At 34.8% G+C, this 25,653-nt stretch carries 28 protein-coding genes, 1 tRNA gene and 1 pseudogene; 18 read left to right on the top strand and 12 right to left on the bottom strand.

Going from position 1 to position 25,653, the window contains the following annotated elements; translation table 11 throughout:
• The first annotated feature begins 4 nt into the window (after positions 1–4).
• The 8 genes from FNW52_RS16535 to FNW52_RS16500 all read left to right on the top strand — a co-directional run bounded on the left by FNW52_RS16535 (position 5) and on the right by FNW52_RS16500 (position 8,800).
• Positions 5–3,061, top strand: coding sequence for a DNA polymerase III subunit alpha (locus tag FNW52_RS16535; protein WP_143378586.1), 3,057 nt, complete (start codon positions 5–7; stop codon positions 3,059–3,061).
• A gap of 161 nt (positions 3,062–3,222) precedes the next feature.
• Entirely contained in the window at positions 3,223–3,459 is a 237-nt protein-coding gene (locus FNW52_RS16530) for a DUF1810 domain-containing protein (protein WP_370511575.1), read from the top strand.
• Positions 3,460–3,714: 255 nt separating this feature from the next.
• Entirely contained in the window at positions 3,715–4,137 is a 423-nt protein-coding gene (locus FNW52_RS16525; protein ID WP_143378585.1) for a hypothetical protein, read from the top strand.
• A gap of 20 nt (positions 4,138–4,157) precedes the next feature.
• Positions 4,158–6,044, top strand: a complete 1,887-nt coding sequence (locus tag FNW52_RS16520) for a GMC family oxidoreductase (RefSeq protein ID WP_143378584.1) — start codon at positions 4,158–4,160, stop codon at positions 6,042–6,044.
• Between the two features lie 223 nt (positions 6,045–6,267).
• Positions 6,268–7,062: a ferritin-like protein gene (locus tag FNW52_RS16515; protein WP_185966016.1), complete on the top strand. Its 795-nt coding sequence runs from the start codon at positions 6,268–6,270 to the stop codon at positions 7,060–7,062.
• Positions 7,049–7,279, top strand: coding sequence for a hypothetical protein (locus tag FNW52_RS16510; protein ID WP_143378582.1), 231 nt, complete (start codon positions 7,049–7,051; stop codon positions 7,277–7,279). Before FNW52_RS16515 ends, FNW52_RS16510 begins: the two co-directional genes overlap by 14 nt.
• Positions 7,280–7,327: 48 nt before the next feature.
• Complete coding sequence (locus tag FNW52_RS16505) at positions 7,328–7,690, top strand: putative quinol monooxygenase (RefSeq protein WP_143378581.1); 363 nt, start codon at positions 7,328–7,330, stop codon at positions 7,688–7,690.
• 78 nt (positions 7,691–7,768) lie between these two features.
• Complete coding sequence (locus FNW52_RS16500; protein WP_143378580.1) at positions 7,769–8,800, top strand: heme-binding protein; 1,032 nt, start codon at positions 7,769–7,771, stop codon at positions 8,798–8,800.
• A gap of 453 nt (positions 8,801–9,253) precedes the next feature.
• Here the strand turns inward: FNW52_RS16500 and FNW52_RS16495 are convergent, their stop codons facing one another.
• The 4 genes from FNW52_RS16495 to FNW52_RS16480 all read right to left on the bottom strand — a co-directional run bounded on the left by FNW52_RS16495 (position 9,254) and on the right by FNW52_RS16480 (position 12,523).
• Complete coding sequence (locus tag FNW52_RS16495) at positions 9,254–11,083, bottom strand: DNA/RNA helicase domain-containing protein (protein ID WP_143378579.1); 1,830 nt, start codon at positions 11,081–11,083, stop codon at positions 9,254–9,256.
• Entirely contained in the window at positions 11,073–11,462 is a 390-nt protein-coding gene (mutT, locus tag FNW52_RS16490) for an 8-oxo-dGTP diphosphatase MutT (protein WP_143378578.1), read from the bottom strand. Before mutT ends, FNW52_RS16495 begins: the two co-directional genes overlap by 11 nt.
• Positions 11,463–11,524: 62 nt before the next feature.
• On the bottom strand, positions 11,525–12,043 hold the full coding sequence (locus FNW52_RS16485) for a hypothetical protein (RefSeq protein WP_185966015.1): 519 nt from the start codon (positions 12,041–12,043) through the stop codon (positions 11,525–11,527).
• Between the two features lie 114 nt (positions 12,044–12,157).
• A complete protein-coding gene (locus tag FNW52_RS16480; RefSeq protein WP_143378577.1) occupies positions 12,158–12,523 on the bottom strand; it encodes a hypothetical protein in 366 nt (121 codons plus the stop codon).
• Between the two features lie 249 nt (positions 12,524–12,772).
• Here FNW52_RS16480 and FNW52_RS16475 point away from each other — a divergent pair, with 249 nt between their 5' ends.
• The gene (locus FNW52_RS16475; protein WP_143378576.1) at positions 12,773–13,567 is read left to right on the top strand and encodes an RMD1 family protein; all 795 of its coding nucleotides are present in this window, start codon (positions 12,773–12,775) and stop codon (positions 13,565–13,567) included.
• Positions 13,568–13,571: 4 nt separating this feature from the next.
• Here the strand turns inward: FNW52_RS16475 and FNW52_RS16470 are convergent, their stop codons facing one another.
• Positions 13,572–14,165, bottom strand: coding sequence for a 2OG-Fe(II) oxygenase family protein (locus FNW52_RS16470; RefSeq protein WP_143378575.1), 594 nt, complete (start codon positions 14,163–14,165; stop codon positions 13,572–13,574).
• Between the two features lie 157 nt (positions 14,166–14,322).
• On the opposite strand from FNW52_RS16470, the gene FNW52_RS16465 reads away from it, so the two are divergent.
• A complete protein-coding gene (locus FNW52_RS16465; RefSeq protein WP_143378574.1) occupies positions 14,323–15,267 on the top strand; it encodes a nuclear transport factor 2 family protein in 945 nt (314 codons plus the stop codon).
• Between the two features lie 361 nt (positions 15,268–15,628).
• On the opposite strand, the gene FNW52_RS16460 is transcribed toward FNW52_RS16465, so the two are convergent.
• From FNW52_RS16460 to FNW52_RS16440, 5 genes are read right to left on the bottom strand one after another with little or no spacing between them, the layout of a single operon-like run.
• Positions 15,629–16,423, bottom strand: a complete 795-nt coding sequence (locus FNW52_RS16460; RefSeq protein ID WP_143378573.1) for an META domain-containing protein — start codon at positions 16,421–16,423, stop codon at positions 15,629–15,631.
• A gap of 30 nt (positions 16,424–16,453) precedes the next feature.
• Positions 16,454–16,834 (bottom strand): YchJ family protein, encoded by a 381-nt coding sequence (locus FNW52_RS16455; protein WP_143378572.1) that lies wholly within the window; start codon positions 16,832–16,834, stop codon positions 16,454–16,456.
• A 34-nt stretch (positions 16,835–16,868) separates the two neighbouring features.
• A complete protein-coding gene (locus FNW52_RS16450) occupies positions 16,869–17,099 on the bottom strand; it encodes a hypothetical protein (RefSeq protein ID WP_143378571.1) in 231 nt (76 codons plus the stop codon).
• An 11-nt stretch (positions 17,100–17,110) separates the two neighbouring features.
• On the bottom strand, positions 17,111–17,263 hold the full coding sequence (locus tag FNW52_RS16445; RefSeq protein ID WP_143378570.1) for a hypothetical protein: 153 nt from the start codon (positions 17,261–17,263) through the stop codon (positions 17,111–17,113).
• Positions 17,260–17,805: a hypothetical protein gene (locus FNW52_RS16440; protein ID WP_143378626.1), complete on the bottom strand. Its 546-nt coding sequence runs from the start codon at positions 17,803–17,805 to the stop codon at positions 17,260–17,262. The genes FNW52_RS16445 and FNW52_RS16440 overlap by 4 nt, the downstream gene beginning before the upstream one ends.
• A gap of 290 nt (positions 17,806–18,095) precedes the next feature.
• Between FNW52_RS16440 and FNW52_RS16435 the strand changes: the two genes are divergently transcribed.
• From FNW52_RS16435 to FNW52_RS16410, 6 genes and pseudogenes are all read left to right on the top strand, one after another.
• Positions 18,096–18,341 (top strand): hypothetical protein, encoded by a 246-nt coding sequence (locus FNW52_RS16435; RefSeq protein ID WP_116764579.1) that lies wholly within the window; start codon positions 18,096–18,098, stop codon positions 18,339–18,341.
• Positions 18,342–18,512: 171 nt separating this feature from the next.
• Complete coding sequence (locus FNW52_RS16430; protein ID WP_143378569.1) at positions 18,513–18,953, top strand: KTSC domain-containing protein; 441 nt, start codon at positions 18,513–18,515, stop codon at positions 18,951–18,953.
• A gap of 426 nt (positions 18,954–19,379) precedes the next feature.
• Positions 19,380–19,598, top strand: a complete 219-nt coding sequence (locus tag FNW52_RS16425; RefSeq protein ID WP_143378568.1) for a hypothetical protein — start codon at positions 19,380–19,382, stop codon at positions 19,596–19,598.
• Between the two features lie 208 nt (positions 19,599–19,806).
• Positions 19,807–20,553 (top strand): DUF4369 domain-containing protein, encoded by a 747-nt coding sequence (locus tag FNW52_RS16420; RefSeq protein WP_143378567.1) that lies wholly within the window; start codon positions 19,807–19,809, stop codon positions 20,551–20,553.
• A gap of 18 nt (positions 20,554–20,571) precedes the next feature.
• A pseudogene (locus tag FNW52_RS16415) lies at positions 20,572–20,958 on the top strand (TlpA family protein disulfide reductase); the annotation flags it as partial.
• A 737-nt stretch (positions 20,959–21,695) separates the two neighbouring features.
• A tRNA-Tyr gene (locus FNW52_RS16410) sits at positions 21,696–21,777 on the top strand.
• A gap of 107 nt (positions 21,778–21,884) precedes the next feature.
• On the opposite strand, the gene FNW52_RS16405 is transcribed toward FNW52_RS16410, so the two are convergent.
• Together FNW52_RS16405 and FNW52_RS16400 are read right to left on the bottom strand one after the other, a co-directional pair.
• Positions 21,885–22,577: an SIMPL domain-containing protein gene (locus FNW52_RS16405; RefSeq protein WP_143378565.1), complete on the bottom strand. Its 693-nt coding sequence runs from the start codon at positions 22,575–22,577 to the stop codon at positions 21,885–21,887.
• Between the two features lie 100 nt (positions 22,578–22,677).
• Entirely contained in the window at positions 22,678–23,304 is a 627-nt protein-coding gene (locus FNW52_RS16400) for a rhomboid family intramembrane serine protease (protein WP_143378564.1), read from the bottom strand.
• A gap of 122 nt (positions 23,305–23,426) precedes the next feature.
• On the opposite strand from FNW52_RS16400, the gene FNW52_RS16395 reads away from it, so the two are divergent.
• Both FNW52_RS16395 and FNW52_RS16390 read left to right on the top strand, forming a co-directional pair.
• Positions 23,427–24,296: a lysophospholipid acyltransferase family protein gene (locus tag FNW52_RS16395; RefSeq protein ID WP_143378563.1), complete on the top strand. Its 870-nt coding sequence runs from the start codon at positions 23,427–23,429 to the stop codon at positions 24,294–24,296.
• Between the two features lie 99 nt (positions 24,297–24,395).
• Positions 24,396–25,265: a lysophospholipid acyltransferase family protein gene (locus FNW52_RS16390; RefSeq protein ID WP_143378562.1), complete on the top strand. Its 870-nt coding sequence runs from the start codon at positions 24,396–24,398 to the stop codon at positions 25,263–25,265.
• Positions 25,266–25,653: the final 388 nt, after the last annotated feature.

The following is a 25,653-nucleotide window of genomic DNA, read 5'->3' as shown; positions in this document are numbered from 1 at the left end:
TACCATGTACCTCAACTGTCATTCCTTTCATTCCCTGCGCTACGGCACTATCCCGCTGATGGACTTGGTACAACAAGCTATTGCATCTAACGTGAAGGCTATAGCATTAACAGACATCAACACGGTTACTGGTATTTATGATTTCATAAAAGCATGCAATGAGGTTGGGATAAAACCATTGGTTGGTCTGGAATTTCGATGCAATCATAAGTTGCGTTATATAGGACTTGCCAAAAATGCTAAAGGTCTTGCAGAAATGAACCGATTTCTGACCAAACATAATTTTGAGAATTCAGCTTTGCCTTTGGAAGCACCAGGATTTAATGCTGTTTTTATAATTTATCCATTTGAAAATGTACCTACGGTTTTGAAAGAAAACGAATATATTGGTATTCGTCCGGAACAGCTTCCTAAATTATATCTACAGGAATGGAAAAATAAACAAAGCAAAATGGTCATCCTGCAACCCGTAACATTCCGCACAAAAAAGGAATTCAATCTGCATAAGATCCTGAGGGCTATCGATACTAATGTTATTTTATCCAAACTTACTGAAGATGATTACTGTAAAACTTCTGAAGTGATGCTCCCTTTAGAAGAGCTTCTTTTAAAATATAACGAGTACCCAGAGATAGTAGCAAACACCGAAAAGATAATTCAGGAATGTAACTTCGAATTCGATTTCAAAACTCCAAAAAATAAAAAGTTTTATACCAATAATCGAAAGAGCGATATGGCTTTGCTTACAAGTCTTGCAAACCAAGGACTAGTTTGGAGATATGGGTCTAATAATGTTCAGGCAAAAGCACGTGTTGAGAAGGAATTGAAAGTAATTCATGAATTGGAATTCAGTGGCTATTTTTTAATAACCTGGGATATTATTCGCTATAGCAATAGCTGTGGATTTTTGCATATCGGTCGTGGAAGCGGTGCCAACAGTATCGTGAGTTATTGCCTTGGTATTACTGACATTTGCCCAATAGAATTAGATTTGTATTTTGAGCGCTTCCTGAATGTGAACCGTAAAAGCCCACCAGATTTTGATATTGACTGGTCCTGGAAAGAGCGTGATACCATACTTGAGTATATTTTCAATCGCTATGGTGCTGACCATGTAGCTTTTTGCGGAACCAATGTAGAGTTCAAGTATCGATCAATATTTAGGGAGGTTGGAAAAGTGTTTGGATTACCAAAGGAAGAATTGGATATGCTGGCTAAAAACCCAATGGCTTTACATGATAAAAATTCAGTAGTAAAGTATGTACAGCAATACGGAATGATGCTCGAAAAATATCCGAATCAGAGAAGCATGCATTCCTGTGGTATATTAATTTCGGAAGAACCCATTACCAACTACACAGTGCTGGAGATGCCGCCAAAAGGCTTTCCAATTGTCCTTTTCGATATGCATATCGCTGAGGATATTGGCTTTGAAAAGTTCGATATTTTAAGCCAGCGCGGTATCGGACATATTGATGATAGCGTAAAGCTGATTCAAAAGAACCGTGGTATTAAAGTAGACATCCGCAATACGTCACTATCCAAAGATGAGGTCAGAGCCAATAGGTTTTTAGAACGAGGAAAAACCATTGGCTGTTTTTATATTGAAAGTCCTGCCATGCGCGGACTGCTTCGCCGTCTTAAATGCGATAACTATAAAACACTTGTGGCAGCTTCATCAATTATCCGCCCGGGTGTAGCCCAATCAGGAATGATGAAAGAATATATTTTCCGACATAACAATCCCGACAAGTTCGAGTATTTCCATGATGTTTTTAAGGAACAGCTCGGCGAAACATACGGTATTATGGTCTATCAGGAAGATGTAATTAAGATTGCCTTGCATTATGGGGGACTTCCAGCTGCTGATGGAGACATCCTGCGCCGTGCTATGAGTGGCAAAGGCCGTTCAAAAGCTGCTTTGCAAAAAGTGAAAGATAATTTCTTTGCCTCCTGTGTGCAAAAAGGACATCCGGTAAAGTTGAGCGAAGAAATATACAGACAAATCGAATCTTTCGCTGGTTACTCTTTCTGCAAGGCACATTCCGCATCTTACGCAGTTGAAAGTTACCAAAGCTTATACCTGAAGGTGTACTATCCCGTCGAATTTATGGTAGCGGTAATCAATAATCAGGGTGGTTTTTATCGTACCGAAGTCTATGTTCATGAGGCACGAATGTCTGGAGCTACCATACACAATCCATGTGTCAATAAGAGTGAATACGAAACTACAGTATATGGTATCGACGTCTATCTAGGCTTGATGCACCTGGAAGGATTGGAAACTAAAACAGCACATGCTATAGTTACAGAACGTGAGGAACATGGAGAATTCAAATCATTGGAAGATTTCATCAATCGAATCCCAATAGGAATTGAAGGAATCCAGATTCTGATTTTTATCGGTGCATTCCACTTTACCGGCAAAACAAAAAACCAATTACTAGTGATAGCCCGATTAATTCTGGTAAACTTCAAACCCGAAAATCGAAACCTGATGCTGCTTCAGGAGCCAGTCAAAGAGTACAAGCTACCTGTATTGGAACGTTCCCCTTTTGAAGATGCCTTTGATGAAATAGAACTGTTAAGTTTTCCTGTATCCTGCTCTCCTTTCGATCTGTTGAAGACCAGATACAAGGGGGATGTAATGGCAAAGGATTTGCTAAGACACCACAAACAAACAATTAAAATGCTCGCTTATCTGATTTCTCGAAAACACGTGCCTACCAAAAGAGGAACAATGTACTTTGGCACTTGGATAGACATAGAAGGGGAATATTTCGATACGGCGCACTTTACCGACAGCCTTGAGAAATATCCCTTCCAAGGTGGTGGCTGTTATTTGCTTTTAGGTAATGTCGAGGTTGATTATCATTTTCCTACAATTACCGTTACCAAAATGGCAAAAATGCCTTTCATTCCTGATCCACGATATTCAAACTCCAAAGACAGCCAATATAAAGTCCACGAACATATTCGGGAAGACGTCAGCATGACACATCGGGCTCCATATCCGCAAGAACATGAAATTAATTTGCCAAGACAGAAAATGAATGTCTGATAACAAATAAATTATTATTTTAGTGATACGGTTTACCGGTGGCACCTAAAATAAAAAAATGACTGATAACAACGAATTAATCAAATTTTTAGACGCACAAAATCAGGTGTGCCTAAAAGCATTCTCAGAAATAAAAAAAGGCAAAAAGAGTACCCATTTGGATGTGGTATATTTTTCCTCAAATTAGAGGACTGGGTTCCAGTGAGACTGCAAAACAATACGGATTCAAAGATTTGAATGAAGCCACTGCATATTTACAGCATCCCATCCTTGGTAAGCATCTGGTTGAAATTTCTGAGGAAGTATTAAATCTCAACGGAAAAACGGCAACACAGATATTTGGAACTCCTGACGATATGAAATTACGATCATGCATGACATTATTTGCAAATGTTTAAATTTCTTTTTTACAAAATCTTATCCTACAGATACTCCAACTTATGTATAAGAATCTCCGTCTTATGCCTTTTTTTTATAACTGATTTTACATCTCCTGTAATTTAGATTTAAAAAAGGAAGCTAGTAAAATTTATTTCGAGTATATGCCATTCATTATTTAAAAATCAGTAAACGAATTGTATTAAAAACCTACTATCTCAAAAAAAAATGGTTAGCAAAAAGACTCTTAACACCTTAATCCCCAAAACTATATTATGGAATCCAACTCCAATTCAAAACTCTTTTTAAAAGTTTCAGCACTTCTTACCGGTTTCGGCAAAACCGAACTTAAGGCTACCGGAATGCTGGAAAACTATTACAACACCATTCTTAAAAATGTAGGTAAAGAAACCATAGACTACTTCTTTTTGGATCTGAACAAACTGTTTACAGATCCAGTACATACTGCACAAAGCATCGAAAACACTTTATCTACACAATTTATGCCTAATTCGTCTTATGATGGACTTGCAAAAAAGATCATTATACTCTGGTACACAGGGAACTGGGAAAACGAAGTGGTATCATCGGCATCCTATATTCAAGGCCTGATGTGGAATGCTGGACACACCCACCCACCAGGAGCTAAGCAACCCGGTTTCGGCTCATGGGCAGATCGTCCACTTACGGTTAAATAATCAATAGTAAAATTATCTAAATGGAAAATAACAATTATGATGTAGTAATTGTTGGCTCTGGTATCGCCGGGTCAATAATGGCGAAACTGCTTACCAATGCGGGTAAAAAAGTACTTCTGCTTGAAGCGGGACTTACAGCTGGCATAGCTATGGATCAAGAAGCTGTTTACAAAAACTATCAGGACTATCTAACAACCTTTTACAATGCTTCGGCAAAGGTACCTAACTCACCATATCCCAATATAAAAGATGCTCCTTCTATAAATGTCCTTGACATAGAAGTGATAAAAAAGAATACACCTTCTGCTAACGGATACCTGGTACAAATGGGACCGCTGCCCTTTGCGAGTGACAACACACGAGCTCCAGGCGGCACTACCCTACACTGGCTTGGAACAACCCTCAGGATGCTACCAAACGACTTCAAGATGAAATCGAAATACGGAGTTGGTGTAGATTGGCCTATTAAGTATGAAGATATGTCCCGTTATTACCAAATGGCCGAAAATGAGATTGGCGTTTCGGGTGATGTTCAGGATCAAAACTATCCTATTGAGCAGCAGAATATCTTTGGCAAAGAATATGTTTACCCGATGAAATCTATACCAACCAGTTATCTGGATAAGGTTATGACAAAAGTGATAAACAAAAACAACAAAATCGTACTGAATAATAAAACATACAAACTGTATTGTATCAGTACACCGCAAGGACGAAACTCTATCCCAAATCCGGATTACGACATCAACGGCGTAGTATGGAATTCCAATACAAAAAAACTTGATATAACCCGAAACAAATCAAAAGAAGGTTATGATCCTGTGGGGTCTAACTGGGATCCTTACACAGGACAGCGCTGTGAAGGAAATGCAAGCTGTGTACCAATCTGCCCAGTACAAGCTAAATACAATGCTCTAAAAACGCTTCGAAAATGTGATATGGCAAACCTATCCATAAAAACACAAGCGGTAGCTTCCCGACTGCTGATTAATGAAAATTCTAACTGGATAAACGGAGTTGAATATAAAACATATACAAATGGAAATTCTTGTGAGTACAAAACACATGTAGCCAAAGGCACTATATATGTAATGGCTGCCAGTGCTATCGAAAATGCCAAGCTGCTGCTTGCCTCAGGAGCTGCTAACAGCAGCGATCAGGTAGGACGAAACCTGATGGATCACATGACAGTATTGCGATGGGGGCTCTCAAAAGAACCTATTTACCCCTATCGTGGTCCAGGATCTACTTCTAATATTCCTACCTTCCGAGATGGAGAATTCCGTAAAGAACATGCCGCATGGATACTGCCACTCGACAACTGGGGCTGGGCATGGCCAACAGGATCGCCTGCAAAAGACGTTAGCAATGCTGTTGAACAAGGTATATTTGGTAAAGAACTACGTGATAAAATAGAAGATCTTATTACCCGACAGTTCTTCACTCACTTTGAATGCGAACAGACTCCTGATCCAGACAACCGTGTAACCATTGATCCTACGTACAAAGATAATATTGATAATTACAGACCTGTTATCCATTACAAAGCCACAGAATATATGCTAAAGGCTTTTGAAGCATCAGGAATCGTTTCCGAGCAAATGTTCAAACAATGTGGTATCGAAGATTTTACAGAGTATAAACCTGGGCATGATCCTGACTATGTTACTTACAAAGGCAAAGGATATACTTTTGCGGGTGCAGGTCATATTGTGGGAACACACCGTATGGGATTTACGAAGGATGATTCTGTAGTAGATGAGGATATGCGTACCTGGGATCACGAGAACCTCTTTTTAGTAGGTTGCGGCAATATGCCTACACTTGGCACTTCTAATCCTACTTTAACAATGTCTGCCTTAACTTTTAAAGCTGCCGAAGCTATTCTAAAACAACTTGAACAATAATTAAATTATGGAAAATAATTTCTTTCAAAAAAACAATCCGAATCGTCAAAAACTAATCAAGCCTCTTACTGATTCAGATAGTCCCCAAGAGACGGATACTTCAATTTTACTAAAAGGTGCAACTCTTGTTAAAGGCCAAAATATTCAGTTAAAAATGTCTAAAAAAGATGTAAAAAACTACATCCAAGACCTTAAGCATCTTCAAGACTGCCTCAAAACCGCATTGAAACTAGAACTTTCTACAATACCTCCTTACTTGTGTGGGCTTTACACCATCAAAGAAGGTAGTAACGTGGAAGCAGCAGGACTTATTCGAAGTGTAGTGGTTGAGGAAATGCTGCACATGATACTGGTTGCCAATATCCTTAATGCCATCACAGACCCAAAGACTATCAAAAAAGGCGATACACTTTTTAATGTAAAAGAGATCATCCCATCGTACCCCACACCATTACCGGGAGGTATCGTTCCAGAAGTTCCAAAAGGGATGCCTCCCTTTGAAGTACAACTCCTTAGATTTTCGCGAGAAGCTCTAGAAGAATTTGCTACGATTGAAAGACCCTCTGACCCTAAAGCGCCAATCACAAAGAATTTTGATAGCATAGGTCAATTTTATGAATCGATACGATACGGCTTATTGCGTTTGAACGAAACAACTCCTGGGGGAATATTCATAGGAGATCCAAAACGCCAGATAGCTCCTGAACATTATTACGGAAGCGGTGGAAAAATCACAAAGGTGATTACATACGAAGATGCTGAAGAAGCTATCGGAGAAATCGTAGGACAGGGCGAAGGTATCGATGGAACTATTACTACTGAACATGTTCTGTTTGGAGAAAACATCGAATACGCTCATTACTTTAAATTTCAAGAGATTAGTTATGGTCGTATGTATAGCGCCAATGATACCAATTTCCAGATGCCAGTAAGAAGTGTTCCCACAGGTCGCCCCTTCGCGATAAGCTGGTCATCTGTTTACAATATGAAGGCTAATCCTAAAAATGAAAGATTATGAACACAATCCTGAACTGATGGAAAAAGCCATTGATTTCAATAAAGTATATGTAGCATTGCTCAACGGTATAAATGATGCGGTAAGCGGCCAACCTGAACTGCTGATTAAAGGCATTACGGTTATGTATGATCTAAAATATAAAGCTTTGGAACTACTAAATATCCCACTAGACAACGGAGAATGCGCAGGCCCAACTTTTGAATATGTAGAGCTATAATACTTTAATCATACTATCTAAATTTTCTAATAAAATAAAAAATAAATTATGTATTATCCTCTGACAGCAAAATGGACTATCCTACCCGGAAATGAAGCTAAAGCTACAGCAGCTTTAAAAAAACTAGCACAAGATGTACAGGAAAATGAGCCTGAGACATTACTATACATGGTACATATCCCTAATTTTAAAGAAAAAAGTCTACCTACACCGCCAGCAGGAGAGGTTTGTTTCTGGGAGGTTTATAAAGACCAAGATGCATTTTTAAAACATGTGAACGGTCCAATATTTCAAAACTTTGTAAAAACATATGGAGAACTATTCTTAAGTGATTTTAGTAATCCCCCGCAAGTTTTTATGACCACCGAAGTATTAACCCAGATTGAAGGCTTTAGCCGAAAAGAGCTGTAAGGTAAAAACAACTATTTCTTTAAATAGAAAAAAAATAAAAACATAGTAAAACTATAACCAACCTTAAATAAAACAAAAATGTCCATCAACCAAAAGAATCCCTTAAGCAATTTAAATCTTTCAGGTTTAAATAAGCTAGAAGCCAAAAAAGTCAACAAAGTCAATAAAGGACTGAAAGCTACCTTTAAAACCGAATCTTTGGATGCACCAGTTAATCTTGGTGTCCTACAAACACTCACAGGTACATGGGTAGGTCCGGGTTTTAACCTTATTGAAGTACCTAATATGAACCAAGCTAAACCAGGTCCGCCACCCACAGACAAATTCAAAATTATATTGAATTCAACCTCAGAAACGTTTACCTTCTCCTCTATAGGTGGAGACATTATTAACCGAGGTAATGCACAACAAGATATTGCATTCATGGGCCTACACTATTTGCAACAGGTAAATGATGTTAATCTTCCCAGCGGAAAAAATGGTATTCATCTAGAAACTGGTTTATTCCTAAATCTCCCTAATGGCACTGATCCTGCTGTACAACCCAGTATAGCCCGCCTTGGTTCAATCCCTCACGGTGATTCTCTTTTAGCACAAGGAACATTTTTCACTATAAATGGCGGCCCACAATTTGATATAGCAGATCCTACACCTTTTTTTATTGTAGATGGTAAAAGGCAAAATAAGACTAGTGATACCTACTTGTCACAACTAAAGAATGCCGTTCCTCCAGCAGGCATTCCACAGGAAGTCATTATGAACCCTAATATCTTATTAGAAAATGCTATTAAAGGACAAAATATTACCCAAACAATAGTTATTCTTTTAGACGCTAACCCTGTTGACGGTGTTGCTAATCCTGGAGTTACAGCCCCTGTTGGCGGGATCACAAATATTCCTTTTATTAATGTAAATGCTAATGCTAACAGTCTCTCTGCAATTTTTTGGATCGAAACGGTACAAAATCCTGACGGAAGTACTTTTCTGCAATTACAATACACACAAACTGTAATTCTTGATTTTCCAGTTTTTGCTCCTGACGGAAGTGTTGTTGAAATTAAATGGCCACATATTTCAGTAGCCACACTTCGTCTTCAGGAAACAAAATAAATCAACTAAAAAAAATCATATGGAAAAGAGTCCAAATTCGCTCATGATGCTATATAGCACGTATTTTATGCGGGGCCACCCTGTAAAAATGCTTCTTTTGCAGCAAGAGTAGTGTAATCCAAGTTTTAAGTCTGCATCTTTAGCAATGACCTTGCTATTGGAGGAAGACCCATGAAAGTAATACCTGGAGTGACTTGACTAGGTTCACGAATTAAAAGTAAAGAATCTTGGAGCCTAATGGGAGTATCGATGGCTCCTCCTTTCAATCCTAATGATTATTCCTTGGGAGGCCTTAACACTGTGATAAAAGAATATCCGGAACAGAAAAAATTGGTTACTTATAATTTCATCCTCAAAAATGGAGGATGAAATTTTCCGACTTCCTTTTATCTTTTTTAGTTTACTACATAACTACCTATTCAACAGACTATTATTGAAATAAAACATCTTTATTCATACCGTTTTACAACCTGCATCAAGCAGAACACTATAGGTGTTATCGAGAGAATTTTCATCAGGTACAAATAGTATTACCCCATCTCTTCCCCGTGTCAGTAGTACTCTGTAACTGTTTTTTCTTAATTGCTTTGAGTCTATTGCTTTATAATTTGGCATCATGTCTTTCCAACCATTATTATAAATCCAATCCGTATCCCACGCCAATATAGGCATATCCAATTCTAAACCTTGACAGGCAAATTCAGTAACAACACTGTTTAGGTTTCTACAATAGAAAGGATGTTTGTCATCTACATAATATTGAGAAAATGTAAAGGCTGGTATTGCTGTATAGCCATTCATTATTCCATATTTGGGTAAAATTTTACATTTTGAACTGGCTATTAATCCAAACGTTTTATTGGGCTCATTACCATATTTACTTCGGACAAAAGATTTTGCGATTTCAAGATCTCTTGTAATATAGATCGCGTAATCTTCCTTAAATAAATTCTCTGCCAATTGTTTTGCAACGGTAATATTATCCTCTAATAAATTCTCAACCCAGCTTTGAAGTGTAACTGATTCATGCGTACGCAAAGAAGTCGTCAAATTAAATTCTTCAACAACCTTAACCTCTTGCTTAGCAAACTCGTTTTTGAGTTTGTCTGGGCAATGCACCACCCATTTTGTTGTTGATTGATTTAGCGCATTAGACCAAAGCTCGATTCCGCTTTCTTCTCCTAGATGTATTTCCTGGCCTTCGCCAATTAAACCTATCAGTAAACAATGTGTTTTTTTATTGGCAATAGCAATAAAATCTGTAGGTTCTGCATTATTACTATCTCTATGGGAATTAGACACTTTTTCTGCATCCCAAGCCCGTTGTGCTTCATCATAAATGATTACATCTTCATTCGGAATTTGAGTGGAGTGTGCATATTGTTTCAAAAAGCCATGAACCGATTGAACAAAATTTTTATTCTCTAAACTGTATTGTAACACCTGAACCAAAGGCCCATTTCCCGATAAAAAAACCGCTTTTTGCTTGGTGTTTTGCAAATAGGTTTCGAATACAAATTGCAAGCCTACGAGTGTTTTACCCGCTCCTGGAACTCCGGTAATCAGTGCCAAATGATGTGAATTCTCCTCTTCGGATTGTTCCGCTATTGTCTTCAGTTTTTTTAATGTTAATGGAATACCAGCGCTAGTAGCTTTCTTAATTTGTGGAAATTGCTTTTCTCTAAACAACAACTGTGCGGATTGAATCAATGAAGGCAATGGCGCGTATTCACTTTCAAACCAGTTCTCTATAGTAGTAAATTCTTCTTTAACTAGATCAGTCAATACGGTGTGCAGTTTATTTTTCGAAACGATCTGAACCCCATCCTTTTCATGATATATAGAATTTGCAGCAGCCAAAACCAATACAGGTATAACATTTAAATCATGTGATTTTTGATGATAGTTTCTTAAATCCCGTACATAATGTTTTACTTGGTCAATTTGCGCCTGATTTTCCTGAGAAAACCCTTTGAATTCCAATACGATTAAATTAGTACCACTCAGTATTAAAACGTCTGGTCTTCGGCCACGCTCTCTTGGTAATTCATATTCAAATACTACAAATATGTTTTCGACAGTTTTTGGTGATAAAGCTAAAAGTTTAAGTTCTTCTTTTAAAATATTGAAACAATCAAACCATGCTTTTCTTTGAGAAAAACCGGCCTCCTCAATCATGCAATCGATATGGTGTTCCTTCAAGAGATTCCCCCAAGTAGCCGCATCAACTTCAAGAAAAGAGGCAATCGAGTAAACCGTTTTTTTTATTTTTTTATTCTCCATTCAAAGCATTGATAAAAGGAATATCGGCAGCTGCGAATTCAAAATTTACAAATTCAGAAACTTCTACCCATTCTATTTGATCGTGATCCTTTAATACTATTTCACCCGAAACATATTCACATTCAAAAGCCTTAAGATATATCATCTTCTGGTCATATTGATGTTCATTTTCCATGAAGAAATCATTCACTTTTATAATAATTCCAAGTTCTTCTTTGATCTCTCTTTTTAAGCATTCTTGAGGCGTTTCACCAGTCTCCATTTTCCCACCTGGAAACTCCCAATAACCTGCAAGATGCCTGTTTGGAGCGCGCTTGCCTATTAGAATTTTAGACTCTTTTTTTATAATGGCTGCTGTAACTAAAATGGGGATGTACATAAAAACAAAATTTATAATCGTAACAATATTCAAATGAAAACATTTATTAGAATACAACATCCTTACTCTTCATCATCCTCATCAAAATCGGCATCGGGATCAAAGCCGAAAAAATCGTCTGGATTAAAAGGAATATCTTCATCTAGGTCTTTGTCATGGGCATTTACTCCGGGTGGATTGAACAAACCCCAGTCGTCTTTGATGTAATTCCATACATCAAAACTCGCCACCCAGGCGATGAACAACAGGCGAAACTCATCAATTTCCTTTCGAAGCAAATCGATATATTCTACATTATCGACTCCATGATAGCGCAAACTTCCGGCCTGAACATATAAATTTCGTGCTGCTTTGCGAATAATTGCTGCGTTTTCCATTCGTAAATCATATAAATCAGCTGCCTCTGCTCCTGCAATCTTGGCGGGGATGGTCATAGCGTCTTCCATCATAAAGCGAACGGTTGTTTCTTGCAAAAATTCGTCTTCTTTTGGGATAATTTGTATTAAGCCTTCGGTAAGTTTGAATATATCTTCTGCCTTTTTGTAAATTGGCATTTGATGGGTTCTGTCTCTTTGTGACATATTTAGTCTTTTACTTGTATCGTTTAATGCTTATCCGTAAAAATACCAAAAAAATAAACGCTTTTAAATTATGAGCGATTAAATATTAAATTAATACCGATAGTTATCAAGGCATTAATCTTTATTTCCCGTATTCTCGTCTAAATTGCTATGACTGTCTCCTCCAATGCTGTAATGATTATTCTCCTCGTCTTCATTTCCTATGTTTTCAAATTCATCATCCAAATCAGAACCTGGAACATCCAAATCCCCACCAGACATATCTTCATCAAAATCTTTTTCATTCAATTTGCTAACATTATTTATTTCAACCGGCGCTTTCATTTTAGAAATATCTTCAGGATCTATTTCACTTTCTTTATGGAATTTTCTATAAATATCTTCTTCTGGAGGATACAAAAGGGAATCCGGCAATTTGTTTTTATCTTTCTTATTTAGATTTAAGCCATTTGAATCTGATGTATTGTTTTGCTCTTTCATTTTGATTTTATTTAATTGATTTACAACATACTAAGTTACTTGTTTTAAATAAAACACTTGCCAAATCCTTTGAAAAAGTTCTATAATTTATTCTCCTTGTCTTGCTGTTATTTTAGAGATCCTTTCTCCAAATGTTATTTCTAATTATTTTTATATAAAAAATGGCATTGTATATTTCATTCCTAAAACATAAATAGCTAACTTTAAACTACTTTATAGGTTGCAATAAAAAACAAATAGCATCTTTATATGAAAGAAGCCGATTTAATCAAAATTGAAGCCATTCAAATAGCGGAAGCTTTTAACATTAAAAAATTACGAGCTGAATTTGGAATAGAACCTTATTCCGGTTCTCCTTCGGAAATTTTTTACACTTTGAGTGATAAAAAGCGATACCTGTATATATTCGATTATGGTGTGGTTGTTTTTGCTAATTATACCGCAGTCGAAAAAAAAGAGTTGATCCTCTTTGTCCAAAATTATGCCACTACAATTGTTTATTTGGATTTGTTTGAAGAATACCTAATAGAAATTGATAAAAGCATTTCAAAAGTGGTTATCAAAAACGACTATGTTTTGGTGCCCTATGTTGACCCTTCAGTTTTAAGAATCATAATGCTCAATATTGGGCAGTCTGTTGCTTTAGATTATTATGAGGTGCTAACAGATGCCCTTATTACCTCTTCGAGAGAATACATATTAGAATTGGAACAACATGGAAAATTGAGTATTTCTAAAATTAATTTACTCAAATATATCGGAAAAGTATTGAATGTAAAAAACAGCATTGTTGATAATCTTTACATTCTTGATGACCCAAATATAGTATGGGACAATGAGGAACTCCATTTATTAAACCGCCATCTCAAAACTAATTTTGACATCAATCCACGTTTCAAAGATCTTGATTATCGACTTGATATTGTTGAAGATAATCTTAGACTTTTTACCGATGTTTTGAATGTGCGAGAGAGCTCCCGATTAGAATGGATCGTTATTATTCTAATTTTCATAGAAATAATGATAGCATTGCTTTTTCACTGATTCACTAGTCGCTCTTAAGCCAACCTGTGATACTCATTCTGGTATTTTTGGTAACCAAAACCTCATGAACGAGTTCGTCACTTTTGAAGAAAACGGTTTTGCCTTGAGTAGGGCTTATTTTTTGATTGTTATTCAGTTGATGAATGAGTAGCTCTCCCCCATCGCTTTCTTGCCAATCGCTGTTTAGATAGCTAATCATAGAGTATTTTCGACTTGGGTTATTCTTAAATTGGTCGAGATGCTTTAGATAGAAATCGCCTGCTTCATATAAGGAATAATGAAATTCATACCCAGTAATTCCGGCATAACAACTTTCATTCAAATAAAGTATAAAGGCTTCTATTTGCACAAAAAATTCATTCTCGAAAGCATTGTTGTGTTTTTTGTCGAGCCAATAGATAGAATCGCTTCGAATGGCTCCATCGTAGGACAGCTTCTCTGAATTGCCAATCCCTGCTGCGGATAATTGGCTATTTTCATTTAAAGCGCATAAGTTCTGCTTTAAATTATTGGCCAAATCATTACTCAAAAAATGTTCAGATATGCCCACTTTATTTTCAATATAAGTAGCAATCAAAGCCTCAAAGTTGTTTTCCATATCCAATTGTGATGGACTGAAAATAGTTCCAACGGGACAAGGTAGACTAATTAAAATCAGCAATGCTGTATTTAAAATAAAATAAACATAAAGCACTGATAATCAATATTTTTTTGTTAAATTTAATCCTTTTTTTTAACTAAATATAGTAGTAAACATGAAAAAATGTATTTCAATTGTATTGTTGATCGCAACTTGCATCACGTACTCCCAAAAAAAAACAAATGGTACTATTTATGTAGAGCATCCTGCTATAACTACGGTAGAGGCCATGACCCAAGCCTTTGTTAGTGGAGACGAAAACAAAGTAGCCAGCTATTTAGCTGATGATTTTAAATCGTACAGTGGTACCACTACCAATAAGGACGATAAAGGAATGGATAAAGCGGCATTTTTAAAGACTGTTAAAACATGGAAAGACAACATAGACTATCCAAGTATTAAACGCTCAAAAGGAGCTTATCCCGATGCATTAGAATATAAAGATGCTGATCAAAAAGACTTGGTTTGGGTGCAAACTTGGGAAGATGTAAAAGGAGTACAAAAGGAAACTGGCGTAAAAATAGACAGACCTATACACCGCTTATTTACGGTAGATAAAAACAACAAAATCAAAATGATGATTAACTATTCGACAAGTACGGTGAACGATGAAATCAATCAAAGTTATGCGGATAGAAAAAATGGAGAAATCTACAATCATCATGAAAATATCAATACGGTTCGAAAAATGGTACATGCCTTTGAAAATAAAGATTTTGACAAAGCCTATAGCTTTTATGATGAGAAAGCTACTTTTATGGATATCAATTCAATCGATATTCACAAAGAATACACATTGGCAGAACAAAAAGAAAATGACAAAAAAATGTTCGAAATGTTTGAGCTAGTCAGTATGGATCAAGTGGGATATCCTGATTATTTGCATTATGAATTGGATGATCCCAGAATTGTGCAATCCTGGTGGAAAATTAGGGTAATCCGAAAATCCGATAATAAAAATATTGTATTGCCTATGATGTTTATAGACACTTTTAATGACAAAGGTAAAATAACATCTGAAATCGCTTACTACAGTCAAAAAATATTGGAAGCTAAATAACTTTTGTAACTATTCAAGTAGAAGTTTTCAGTCACAGTCACAGTTTTCAGAGGTTGAGTAATTATTATTATTTTTAATGCTTGTCCGTAATCATACCTGACAAAAAAAACTGACACAAATTCCACAGATTAGCACAGATTTTCAATATAACAGAGTATTCAATTTGTGGAAATTTGTGGAATCTGTGTCAAAAAAACATCCTTTAGGTATCAATACGGACAATCATATTATTTTTAATTAAAAGCAGATTTCGATTACTAACGCTTTGATTGGTAATCGAACTCTATTTTAAAAATTACACCAAAACCATTGGATTGACAAATGGTATTTCCTCAAAAAAATAGTTCAAGGATTCAAATCCTTAATCTACTTTTTTGAACACTAACTCCACTCCTGATGGGTTGCTCAGTGTCAAACGCATGTTTTCTACTTTATAGGTTGTAGTACTTTGCAATGTCTTAAGAAATTCGTTTTCTTTATTATTTACTCCACATGCCATTCTTGTAGTGGCGGTGTTAGCAAATCGAAGCAATCCTATTTCGAAGAAAATTACTCCATTCATACGATTACACCCCGCAAATCCCATGAATTGATTGGTAGAACTATTTATTTCCAGATTTGGTAATTCTTTCGTGAAGTCCGTCAAGCTAACATTTTCTCCATTTAGTTTTTCTAAAACCCAAATATCGTGCAAACGGGAGTCGGTAATGTAGTTCCCACAACCATTAAAATTCGTTGAATCACCTGAATTCCCTTTTGCAATTTCTATTCGAACGGAATAAGGAGATTTATCCCCAGACATCGTATTGGCACATTCCTGCTGTTGGATTTGAATATTCATTGTAGCCGTTGCGGTGGTAACTCGATACCTTTTTACATTGGCATCCATGGCTCGAATGGGATCTACATGAGTTCCTCTTAATGATTCAAAACCAGGTTTCAAGGAGCTAAATTCGATCGTTTCCTCCGCTATTTTCAAACTCCAATCAGGTTCATTTCCAGTTCCTCTAAAATAAATACCCTTCTCCAGATTTTCCATTTGCTGTTTGTAAGCAAATGTAGGTTCCGTTTGTACAACATCTTTCGGAGCCGTAGCAACACTTTTACAACTTGCACTAAATAAAATAATTGCTACTAATTGAATACACTTCCTCATAATTTTTTATTTTAAAATTAGGACCTAGAATCACTTAAACTTTCCATCTACATAAAACCAACTGCCATTTTCTTGCTTAAAGGTCGAAAACTCGTGATGCACTTGATTCACATTATTTTCATCCTTGAAATAAGCTTTAAACTCCACTGTATTTTCTGTAACCGAAATGATTTCCAGTTTTTGCCATTGATTGGCTGTCGCCCAAAGTAAAATTTCTTCTTTCGAATAATACTTCCTTTGAGAGCTATGTGTTGTTTCCAATAAATAATCCGCCTGATGGGTCGCATAGGCCGAATATCTTGATTTCATCAATGCCAAAGCCGTTGGTGCTTTTTGGATCCCATTGATAAAAAGATTACAGCAAGATTCAAAAGGTTCTGAAGAACCACAATAACAATTATTAGGAGTCATATTTTTATATAAAATCTAGTCTAATCACAATCTATTATAATTGTCCGTCGAGCGAAACTATTCTTTGTTGTAGTTGATTCAATAATACTTGATACTTACTAATCTCAATAAGGTCTTCGTCCTCCTCAGCATGATCCAGCATTTCATCTAATTCCTCGCTAACTTCCACTAATTTATTGTTGGCTTCTTTCCCATTTTTGCTAGCAATAAAATCAATTATTTCCTGAACACCATTCTTTAGTTCGCTAAATTTATTTTCATCCATGATATCCATATTTAATTGTTCTCCGAAGCCTTATCCTCATTGAACTTTTTAGTAATCTGTTTTAGTTTTTCTTTACGATCCATCGCTGCTTTTTTGGCTTTGTCTTGTGCTTTATGCAGTTTGTCGTTGTGTTTCTTGATGTTCCCTTCGTTGTTTCTACTCATTGTATTTCTCTTTTTATTTCTTCCAATGCTTTATTGGTAAAAATTAGTTCCTCTATAATTTCCTTACGCAATTCATCAATATCCTCATAATCAAAATACTTGGCCCATGAGCTAAGTTCAAATAAGTTCCGAATTTGTTTAATTCTTTTCGCTGTATCAAAACTCGTTCTCAGTATGGCTTTCGAATCATAATTGGGGTTCTTTTTATGCTGATAATTAACCGTTCTCTTATCATATTTGGCCTCCAAATAATACAACTCTTCTTCCGCATTATCGGGATAAAATTCTTCCCAAGCGGCAAAACCTATTTTAAATTTGGATTCTGTTTCGGGTTCCATCGGCTCCAAACGCCATTTGCTATTGGCCAATCTCCCCCAATGATTCGACAACCGATACATCCCCTCCTTGGTATAATAATATTTACTCCCCGATTTACTGTCATACTGCACCGGCATACCTTCTATCCTATCAGGTAACACTTCATGAAAAACACAAAACGTATTTTTGAAAGATTTAGGACTCGGGCGAAATACTTTTTCCATAAAACAAAGGTAGTCACAAACAGCCGTATCTACCAAACCAATTCTAAAAACTACCCAAATCACTTCCATTTGGGCGTAACCCCATTAGGGTAAAAGGCCTACTCTTAGCTGCGAGTATTCGGCCCTTTACCCTAATGCGGTCGGGCTATCCATGCTACTTCGGTAGCTTATTTCTATCCCTTACGCGCACGAGATGAAACAAAGTACTCAACAAGATCCAATTCCAATCCCGCAATAATTCCCAATAAATGCTTAACTTTGCACCAGAATTATTTTAAATTAAAGAGATTATGACCAAAGCAGACGAAGAAAGAATGTTACAAAAAGGCGTTTTTACAGGAATAATGGAGCAAGATGAAAACAACAATTATTTTTGTGGAGTATATCTTTTAGACTTCAAAATGGCTCAAAAACACAACTTAGGAGATTGGATCACCATAAAAAGTATCATCGAAAACCCAAGTGATATTAGCTATAACAAATATCCAAAAAAGTCAAAAAACTTTGACAAAGCCAACAATAAGCCTCAGCAATAAGCTATTACAGCATTAAACAGATTAAAAAAAATCAAAAAAAGAAGTACTTTTTTTGATTTTTTTTTGGGTCTAAACTAAAAAGTTAAAAAAAAGTGTACCTTTGCAAAAAATTGTCGATTTTCAAGCAAATAATTTTGGTTGAATAGTAAAAGACAAGTAGTTACCTTATTTATGAAAAAAATAGTTGAATACCGCAAACTGCTTAACGTAGAAAAAACAGTAGAGCTTAAAGATTTAAAAACCATTTATCGCAATGCGATGAAAGATGCACATCCTGATAAATTTCAAGGTGATGATGCTGGATTAAAAGCAGCTGAAGAAAATAGTAAAAAAATTATTGAAGCCTACCACTTTTTGGTAAGTATCAACCCTGAGACAGTTAAACAAAACTTACCAGAGTATACTGAAACGACCTCTACATCAACAATTACAGATTATAAATTTGTTGAAGGTAGATTGATTATCAATTTCTCAAACGGAAGTGTTTACGAATACATCAGTGTTCCTAAAGCTACTTACGTAAAAATGGTCAATGCAGATTCTCCTGGAAGATTTGCCAAAAGACACATTCTTAACGCCTTTACTTGGAGAAAAACGATCAATCAAGACTAGTTTTACACCATTTCAAATACTAAAGCACTCCTTAAAACGAGTGCTTTTTTTTTGCGAAAAAATTTAAATAAGCATTCTCCCTATGCAAAAACAACTCAAAAAGACATTTAACTTTTTGACTGTTAATAACTTTGTTGTTTTCAACAATAATAAATCTTCCAATTTCAATAAAATTTAACGTCTAATACTCTGAACTGAATTGCCATTCTGACATAATTTAAAGGAGTAAAAAAAACATAAGTTGCTAAAAATCAAACATATAGAATCAGCCAGCGATAAATCCTACACTTAACTACAAACTTGTATAAAGTGAATGTTTATTACGTATAATTAGTATTACAAAAACAACCAGTTATTAACTTTCTTTTAACCAGCTATTTTATATATTAGCAAACCCTAACTTAACACTAACTTAACAACTAAACCATGAACGACTATCACAATCTGTACAAAAGGCAATATAAAAATGCCCAAGAAACCCTCAAAACACTAGAAAACCAAAAAGCTGAAATTGATTTAAAGCTAGATTCAGATCCTATTTGCTCACACTTGCACAAAGAATTAAGAACAGTCAATCTAGACATAAAAATAACATTAAACGAGATTGAACATATTGAATCTCATATATTTGAATATGAATTATAATTCAGAAAAAATATTTTAGCAATTAAAAAAAAACAGCCTAACAACAAATCTATTTTCAAACATCAAATACACTTCTTACTATTAAATTAAATAGTAAGAAGTGTATTTCGATTTTAATCCAAATTATAACATAAATTTAGGCTCTAAAGTTATTGTTAATTTATAAATTTAAATACTTTTGTAACCTTAAATCAATTAACTAATAAAAATGAAAAAAATTATTTTATTTCTTAGTGCTGCAGCCATACTAACTTCTTGTAGCAAAGATAAATACACAATTTCAGGAACTGCGACTGGATTTGAAAATGGAAAAACAGTTATTCTGGAAACTCAAGATGAGAAAGGAATGGGATTAATTGCTGTTGATACAGTAAAAATTGAAAACGGTAAATTCGAAATTAAAGGAAAAGTAACTGAACCAGCTTTTCATACTTTACAGATTGAAGGAGCTCAAGGTAAAATTCCATTTATTCTTGAAAACGGAGATATTACTGTCGTAGTAAACAAAGATACAATCCAAAAATCTAAAATTTCTGGAACATATAGCAATGACGAATTCGTTAAATTCAATGAAGAACTTACTAAAGTTCAAAAACCATTGATCGATTTTCAAACGAAGAACATGCAGACAATGCAAACTGCTCAACAAGCCAAAGACACTGTCGTAATCAATTCATTGATGAAAGAATATTCTAAAATTCAATCTGAAATTGGCGTTACTTCAAAAGCTAAATATGTTGATTACGCTTCTTCTCATCCAAAATCTTTTATTAGTGTTTTAATCATTCAAGGAATGAGCAGTGACCCAGCTGTAGATTCTAAAAAATTAGAATCAATGTTTAATGGTCTTGACGAATCTTTGAAAAACGCGAAACCAGGTAAAGCCGTAAAAGAAAAACTTACTGCAATGAAATCTCCTTCTGTTGGCGCTACAGCAGCTCCAGCAGCTAAATGAAGGACTGATTTCTCTGCTCCTAATCCTCAAGGCAAAACAATTACTCTTGCAGCAAGTTTAGGAAAAGTAACAATCGTTGATTTTTGGGCTTCCTGGTGTGGTCCTTGTCGAAAAGAAAACCCTAATGTAGTTGCTATTTATAATGAATTGCATTCAAAAGGTCTTAATATAATTGGCGTTTCTCTAGATGAAGATCCAGAAAAATGGAAAGAAGCCATAGCTAAAGATAAATTAACTTGGACACAAGTTTCAAATCTTAAAGGCTGGGAAGATCCAATTGCTAAGCAATATAAAGTAGAATCAATTCCAGCTACCTTCATTCTTGATCAATCAGGAAATATAGTAGCACAAGATTTAAGAGGCGACGAACTTAAAGCAAAAATCAAAGAATTATTAGGGAAATAATCCCTTATAATATTCAAAAAAAATCTCCCTAGTGGAGATTTTTTTTGTTTCAATAATTCTCTAGAGACTGAACAATCCCTTTGAATGCAAGACAAATTGCATCTTTATAAAAAAGCAAAATCTATTTGATTATGAAACAATTATTTTTATGGTAAATAAATCAAATCTGTGTAGATCTGCTAAATCTGTGTGCTAAAATTTTTTTTACGCAGATTTAGCAGATTTTCTAGCGGCAAGCTATCTCAAACTAAATACCGACTATTTGAAAAGAGTTAGATAGAATTGAATGGGTATATTGTAATTATTTTAAAAAAATAGACACCAATTCCACAAATTTACACGAAAAATCAGGCGTTTTAATTTCTCCTATTCAAATAAAAGCTAGGAATTAGAATAATTCAAATTTTGAATTATTCTAATTTGTGTCAATTCGTGTAATTTGTGTTGAAATTTTCACCCACACAATTCATGGTAGAACCTTAAAAAAAAACGACAATGATAGATTTAACAGACAATCGACCGAACAAAAAACATAGAATTATCTAAAAAACGAAGCCTTTTTGCATTCCAAAATAAAAAATCGTTCTAGTTGATGTTTTTTATTTTATTCAATACCAATGCATTAAAAATAATACTAAAATAATAATAAAATAAAGTGCAAAAAAAGTTTGTAGAACTAAAAACAGTCTCTATATTTGCACCCGGATAACGCAATAAGCGTTACCAAATAAGGCCTCGGGGAGATACTCAAGCGGCCAACGAGGGCAGACTGTAAATCTGCTGACTACGTCTTCGTAGGTTCGAATCCTACTCTCCCCACAAAACGCTTCAAGAAATTGAAGCGTTTTTTTTTGCTCAAAAAACAAAAAAAAATCCCATCTTATTTTTTCAAACAAGATGGGATTTAAATCTAAAAATCCTAAACGTTATTCCAATTTAAAACTCACTGTAACATTGGCTACAATTTCAATTTCTCCCACTGCCATCGTTTCTCTTGTCGTAGCATCTTCCTGAGCTCCCATAGCTCCTTTCATAGCCGAATACATTGGTTGCGGGTAATAGTTTTGCGAACTATCTGTTATAACTACCGCTGATCCTATTTTTTGCCCTAAAACCGACACATAATCTTCCGCTTTCATTTTAGCCTCTTTCATAGCTAGTTTTCTTGCATCAGATTGGTATTGTGCCAATTTTGACGATTGAAACGTTACATTGTCAATTCTATTAATCCCTTGATCAACTAACCCTTCCATCAAAGCATCATATTTCGATAAATCTCTCAATATGATCTCAATAGTTTGGGTTGCATTGTAACTCGTTTTTTTCTTTTCATAATCGTATTGCGGCATCAAGGAAACTCTTTTAGTCTTATAATCTGCCGGAGCTAAATTCATACTCTTAACCAGCTTTAAAACCGCTTCTATTTGTTGATCATTCAGTTTTTTCACCTCTTTACTATTATTTCCTTTTGTTTCTACTGTGGCCAAAATTAACGCCTGATCAGGAGTAACTTTTACTTTTCCCTCTCCAGACACATTTATTTGTGGAATTTGTTTTGTTTCTTGACTGTAAGTCAAAACTGTAAATAGACAAGCTATTACTACTACTACTTTTTTCATATTGATTCTATTTGGTTTAATTAAAATTTTACAACTATGCGGCCTTATAAATAAATCTCTTAAAGTCTGCCATTGATATTGCTATTGCTATTGCCATTGATCAAAGTTTTCCCATTTTTTCCATGCCAAAAAGAATTACTATCGGAATAGCTAATGCAACAGTAGTTAAAGTGTGTTCTTGCATCAATTCAGGATTTCTTAAAAGCGTGATTAAATAACCACCTATAGCCCCTCCAAAATGTGCCGTATGACCAATGTTATCATTCTTGGCTTTCATTCCATAAATAGAAGACAACAAATAGATAAAGCCGTAAATAAAACCAGGAATAAACCCGAAAACTTCTAAGTTAGAATCCAGCAAAATTGAGCTAAAAATAATTCCCGTAACCGCTCCTGATGCCCCCACGGCTCGATAATTATAATCATCTTTATGAAACAACATTGTCAATAAATTCCCGAAGATTAGACTACCGAAATAAACTAATACAAATGAAAAACCACCCAAATAATTAAAGACTACAGGAGCAAAGAAATAAAGCGTCAACATATTAAATACTAAATGAGCTATGTCAACATGAAGAAATCCCGAAGAAATCATTCTAATCTGCTCGCCCGCACGAATACTCCCAATGTGAAATTCATATTTTCTAAAAAAAGATAAATCATTAAATCCTTTATAACTCATCAGCACATTAGCAACAATAATTCCAATCAAAATGGTATTCATAAAATGTAGGTTTTTTTAATTTTAATGTAAATCTAATTAATATTATAATTTGTACTAATAAAGAAATCATAAACTATCCAATATAATTTTTTAATCCTCTATATTTGGCAAAATTTAAAAAAATGAAATACATTCTTTATCTAATTGTTTACCCAATTTTGTGGTGTATTTCAATGCTTCCTTTTCCATTACTTTATCTTTTATCCGATTTTGTTTTTATTATAGTATATCGAATCATTCGTTATAGAAAAAAAACAGTTCGAGAAAATCTCGCTATAGCTTTGCCTCATTTATCTAATAAAGAGCGACTCATTATAGAAAAAAAATTCTACCATCACTTATGCGACATCTTTCTAGAAATGATCAAAACTATGACCATTTCAAAAGAAGAAATATGCAAAAGATATGTTTTTAAAGATTTTGAAATCTATAAAGAACTCGAAAAACAAGAAAAAAGTATTGCACTTATGTGCGCCCATTATGCTAGTTACGAATGGGCAGTATCTATGAATTACTACTCTGATTTTCATGGTTACGGAATCTACAAACAAATTAAAAATCCTTATTTTAATAAATTAGTTCATTCTATTCGTTCCAAATTCAACGCCACTTTAATAACAACTAAAGAAACAATTCCAACGATTATAACAAATAGCAAAAACAAAAAATTATCTGTTTATGGATTTGCCAGCGATCAATCACCAAAAGAAAGTAAAGCTTTTCATTGGGCAAAATTCATGGGAATTGAGGTTCCTGTCCATACCGGCGCCGAAATGCTGGCTAAAAAATACAATATGAATGTTGTATTCTTGAAAACAAAAAAAATAAAACGAGGTTATTACGAAGGTTCTATCGAAATCCTTTCCGAAAACGCTGGCGAAGTTCCAAATTACGAGCTAACAGATCAATTCTTAAAATTAGTTGAACAACAAATCTACGAAGCTCCAGAATATTATTTATGGACACACAAGCGATGGAAACACAAAAAATAATTTCTTTAGAAAATAAATTACAGCCAAAACAATAATTCTCAAACTACAGCTAATTCGAAAAAATAAATATTTATTTATATTTGCATAAATTTCAAATAAATGCAATACCTTATATATTTACTTGCATATCCAGTAATTTGGGTAATTTCGATGCTTCCATTTCGATTACTATATTTGTTTTCCGATTTTGTTTATATCGTAGTTTACCGAATTGTTCGCTATCGCAAAAGTACAGTTCGCGAAAATCTCGCGTTAACCCTACCTCATTTATCGGATAAGGAACGATTAATTATTGAGAAAAAATTCTATCACCACCTATGCGATATGTTTTTGGAAATGATAAAGACGATGACTATTTCTAAAGAAGAGATTTGCAAAAGATTTGTCTTCAAAAACATAGAAGTTTACAAAGAACTCGAAAAACAAGGAAAAAGTGTTACTGTAATTTGTTCGCATTATGGTAGCTATGAATGGATTATATCAATGAATTATCATTCTGATTTTACAGCATACGGGATTTATAAGCAACTTAAAAATCCCTATTTCGATAAATTAGTTCATAAAATACGTTCTAAATTTAATGCTAAATTAATCACCACCAAACAAACAATTCCTACCATAATTGATAACAATAAAAACAATGTATTGTCTTTATACGGCTTTGCAAGCGATCAATCTCCAAAAGAGAACACCGCTTTTCATTACGTAAAATTCATGGGAATTGAAGTCCCAGTTCATACCGGTGCCGAAATGCTGGCAAAAAGATACAATATGAATGTTGTTTACCTCAATACCAAAAAAGTAAAACGGGGTCATTATGAAGCTACTCTTGAAACACTGTCTGAAAACGCCATTGAGGTTCCAAATTATGAAATCACAGATCAATTCATAAAGCGCTTGGAAGAACAAATCTATGAAGCCCCAGAATATTATTTATGGACGCATAAAAGATGGAAATTTAGGAAGTAGTGTTCAGATTACCCTTTAAGCCTAGAATATACCATAATAAAAAATTCGCATTAGACATCATACCAAAGAAAAATTAGAATCAAAATCCTAACAATCCCGAAACTTTTGAGATTGTTAGACTAGCAAAAACAATTGGCATAACTTACCCAAACCCCGAAAGGGGTGTAATGATTGTAGAAACAAGTAATTCTATCATTCCAAAACCCTGAAGGGGTGATATTTGTACTGATTATTAGGATGCTTTTTTTAATTAAAAAGGTAAAATAATTTCACCCTTTCAGGGTTTGATCGACGATGTTATATATTTCCTATAATCATACCACCCTTTCAGGGTTTCCAGAAGGCATCGACAAATACATTTGAAACATCATTTAGGCCTAGAATTTAC

Source organism: Flavobacterium sp. ZT3R18 (assembly GCF_007097385.1).
Classification (GTDB): domain Bacteria; phylum Bacteroidota; class Bacteroidia; order Flavobacteriales; family Flavobacteriaceae; genus Flavobacterium.
Note: the sequence above shows the minus strand (reverse complement) of the source record. Positions and strands in the feature narration are given on the sequence as shown.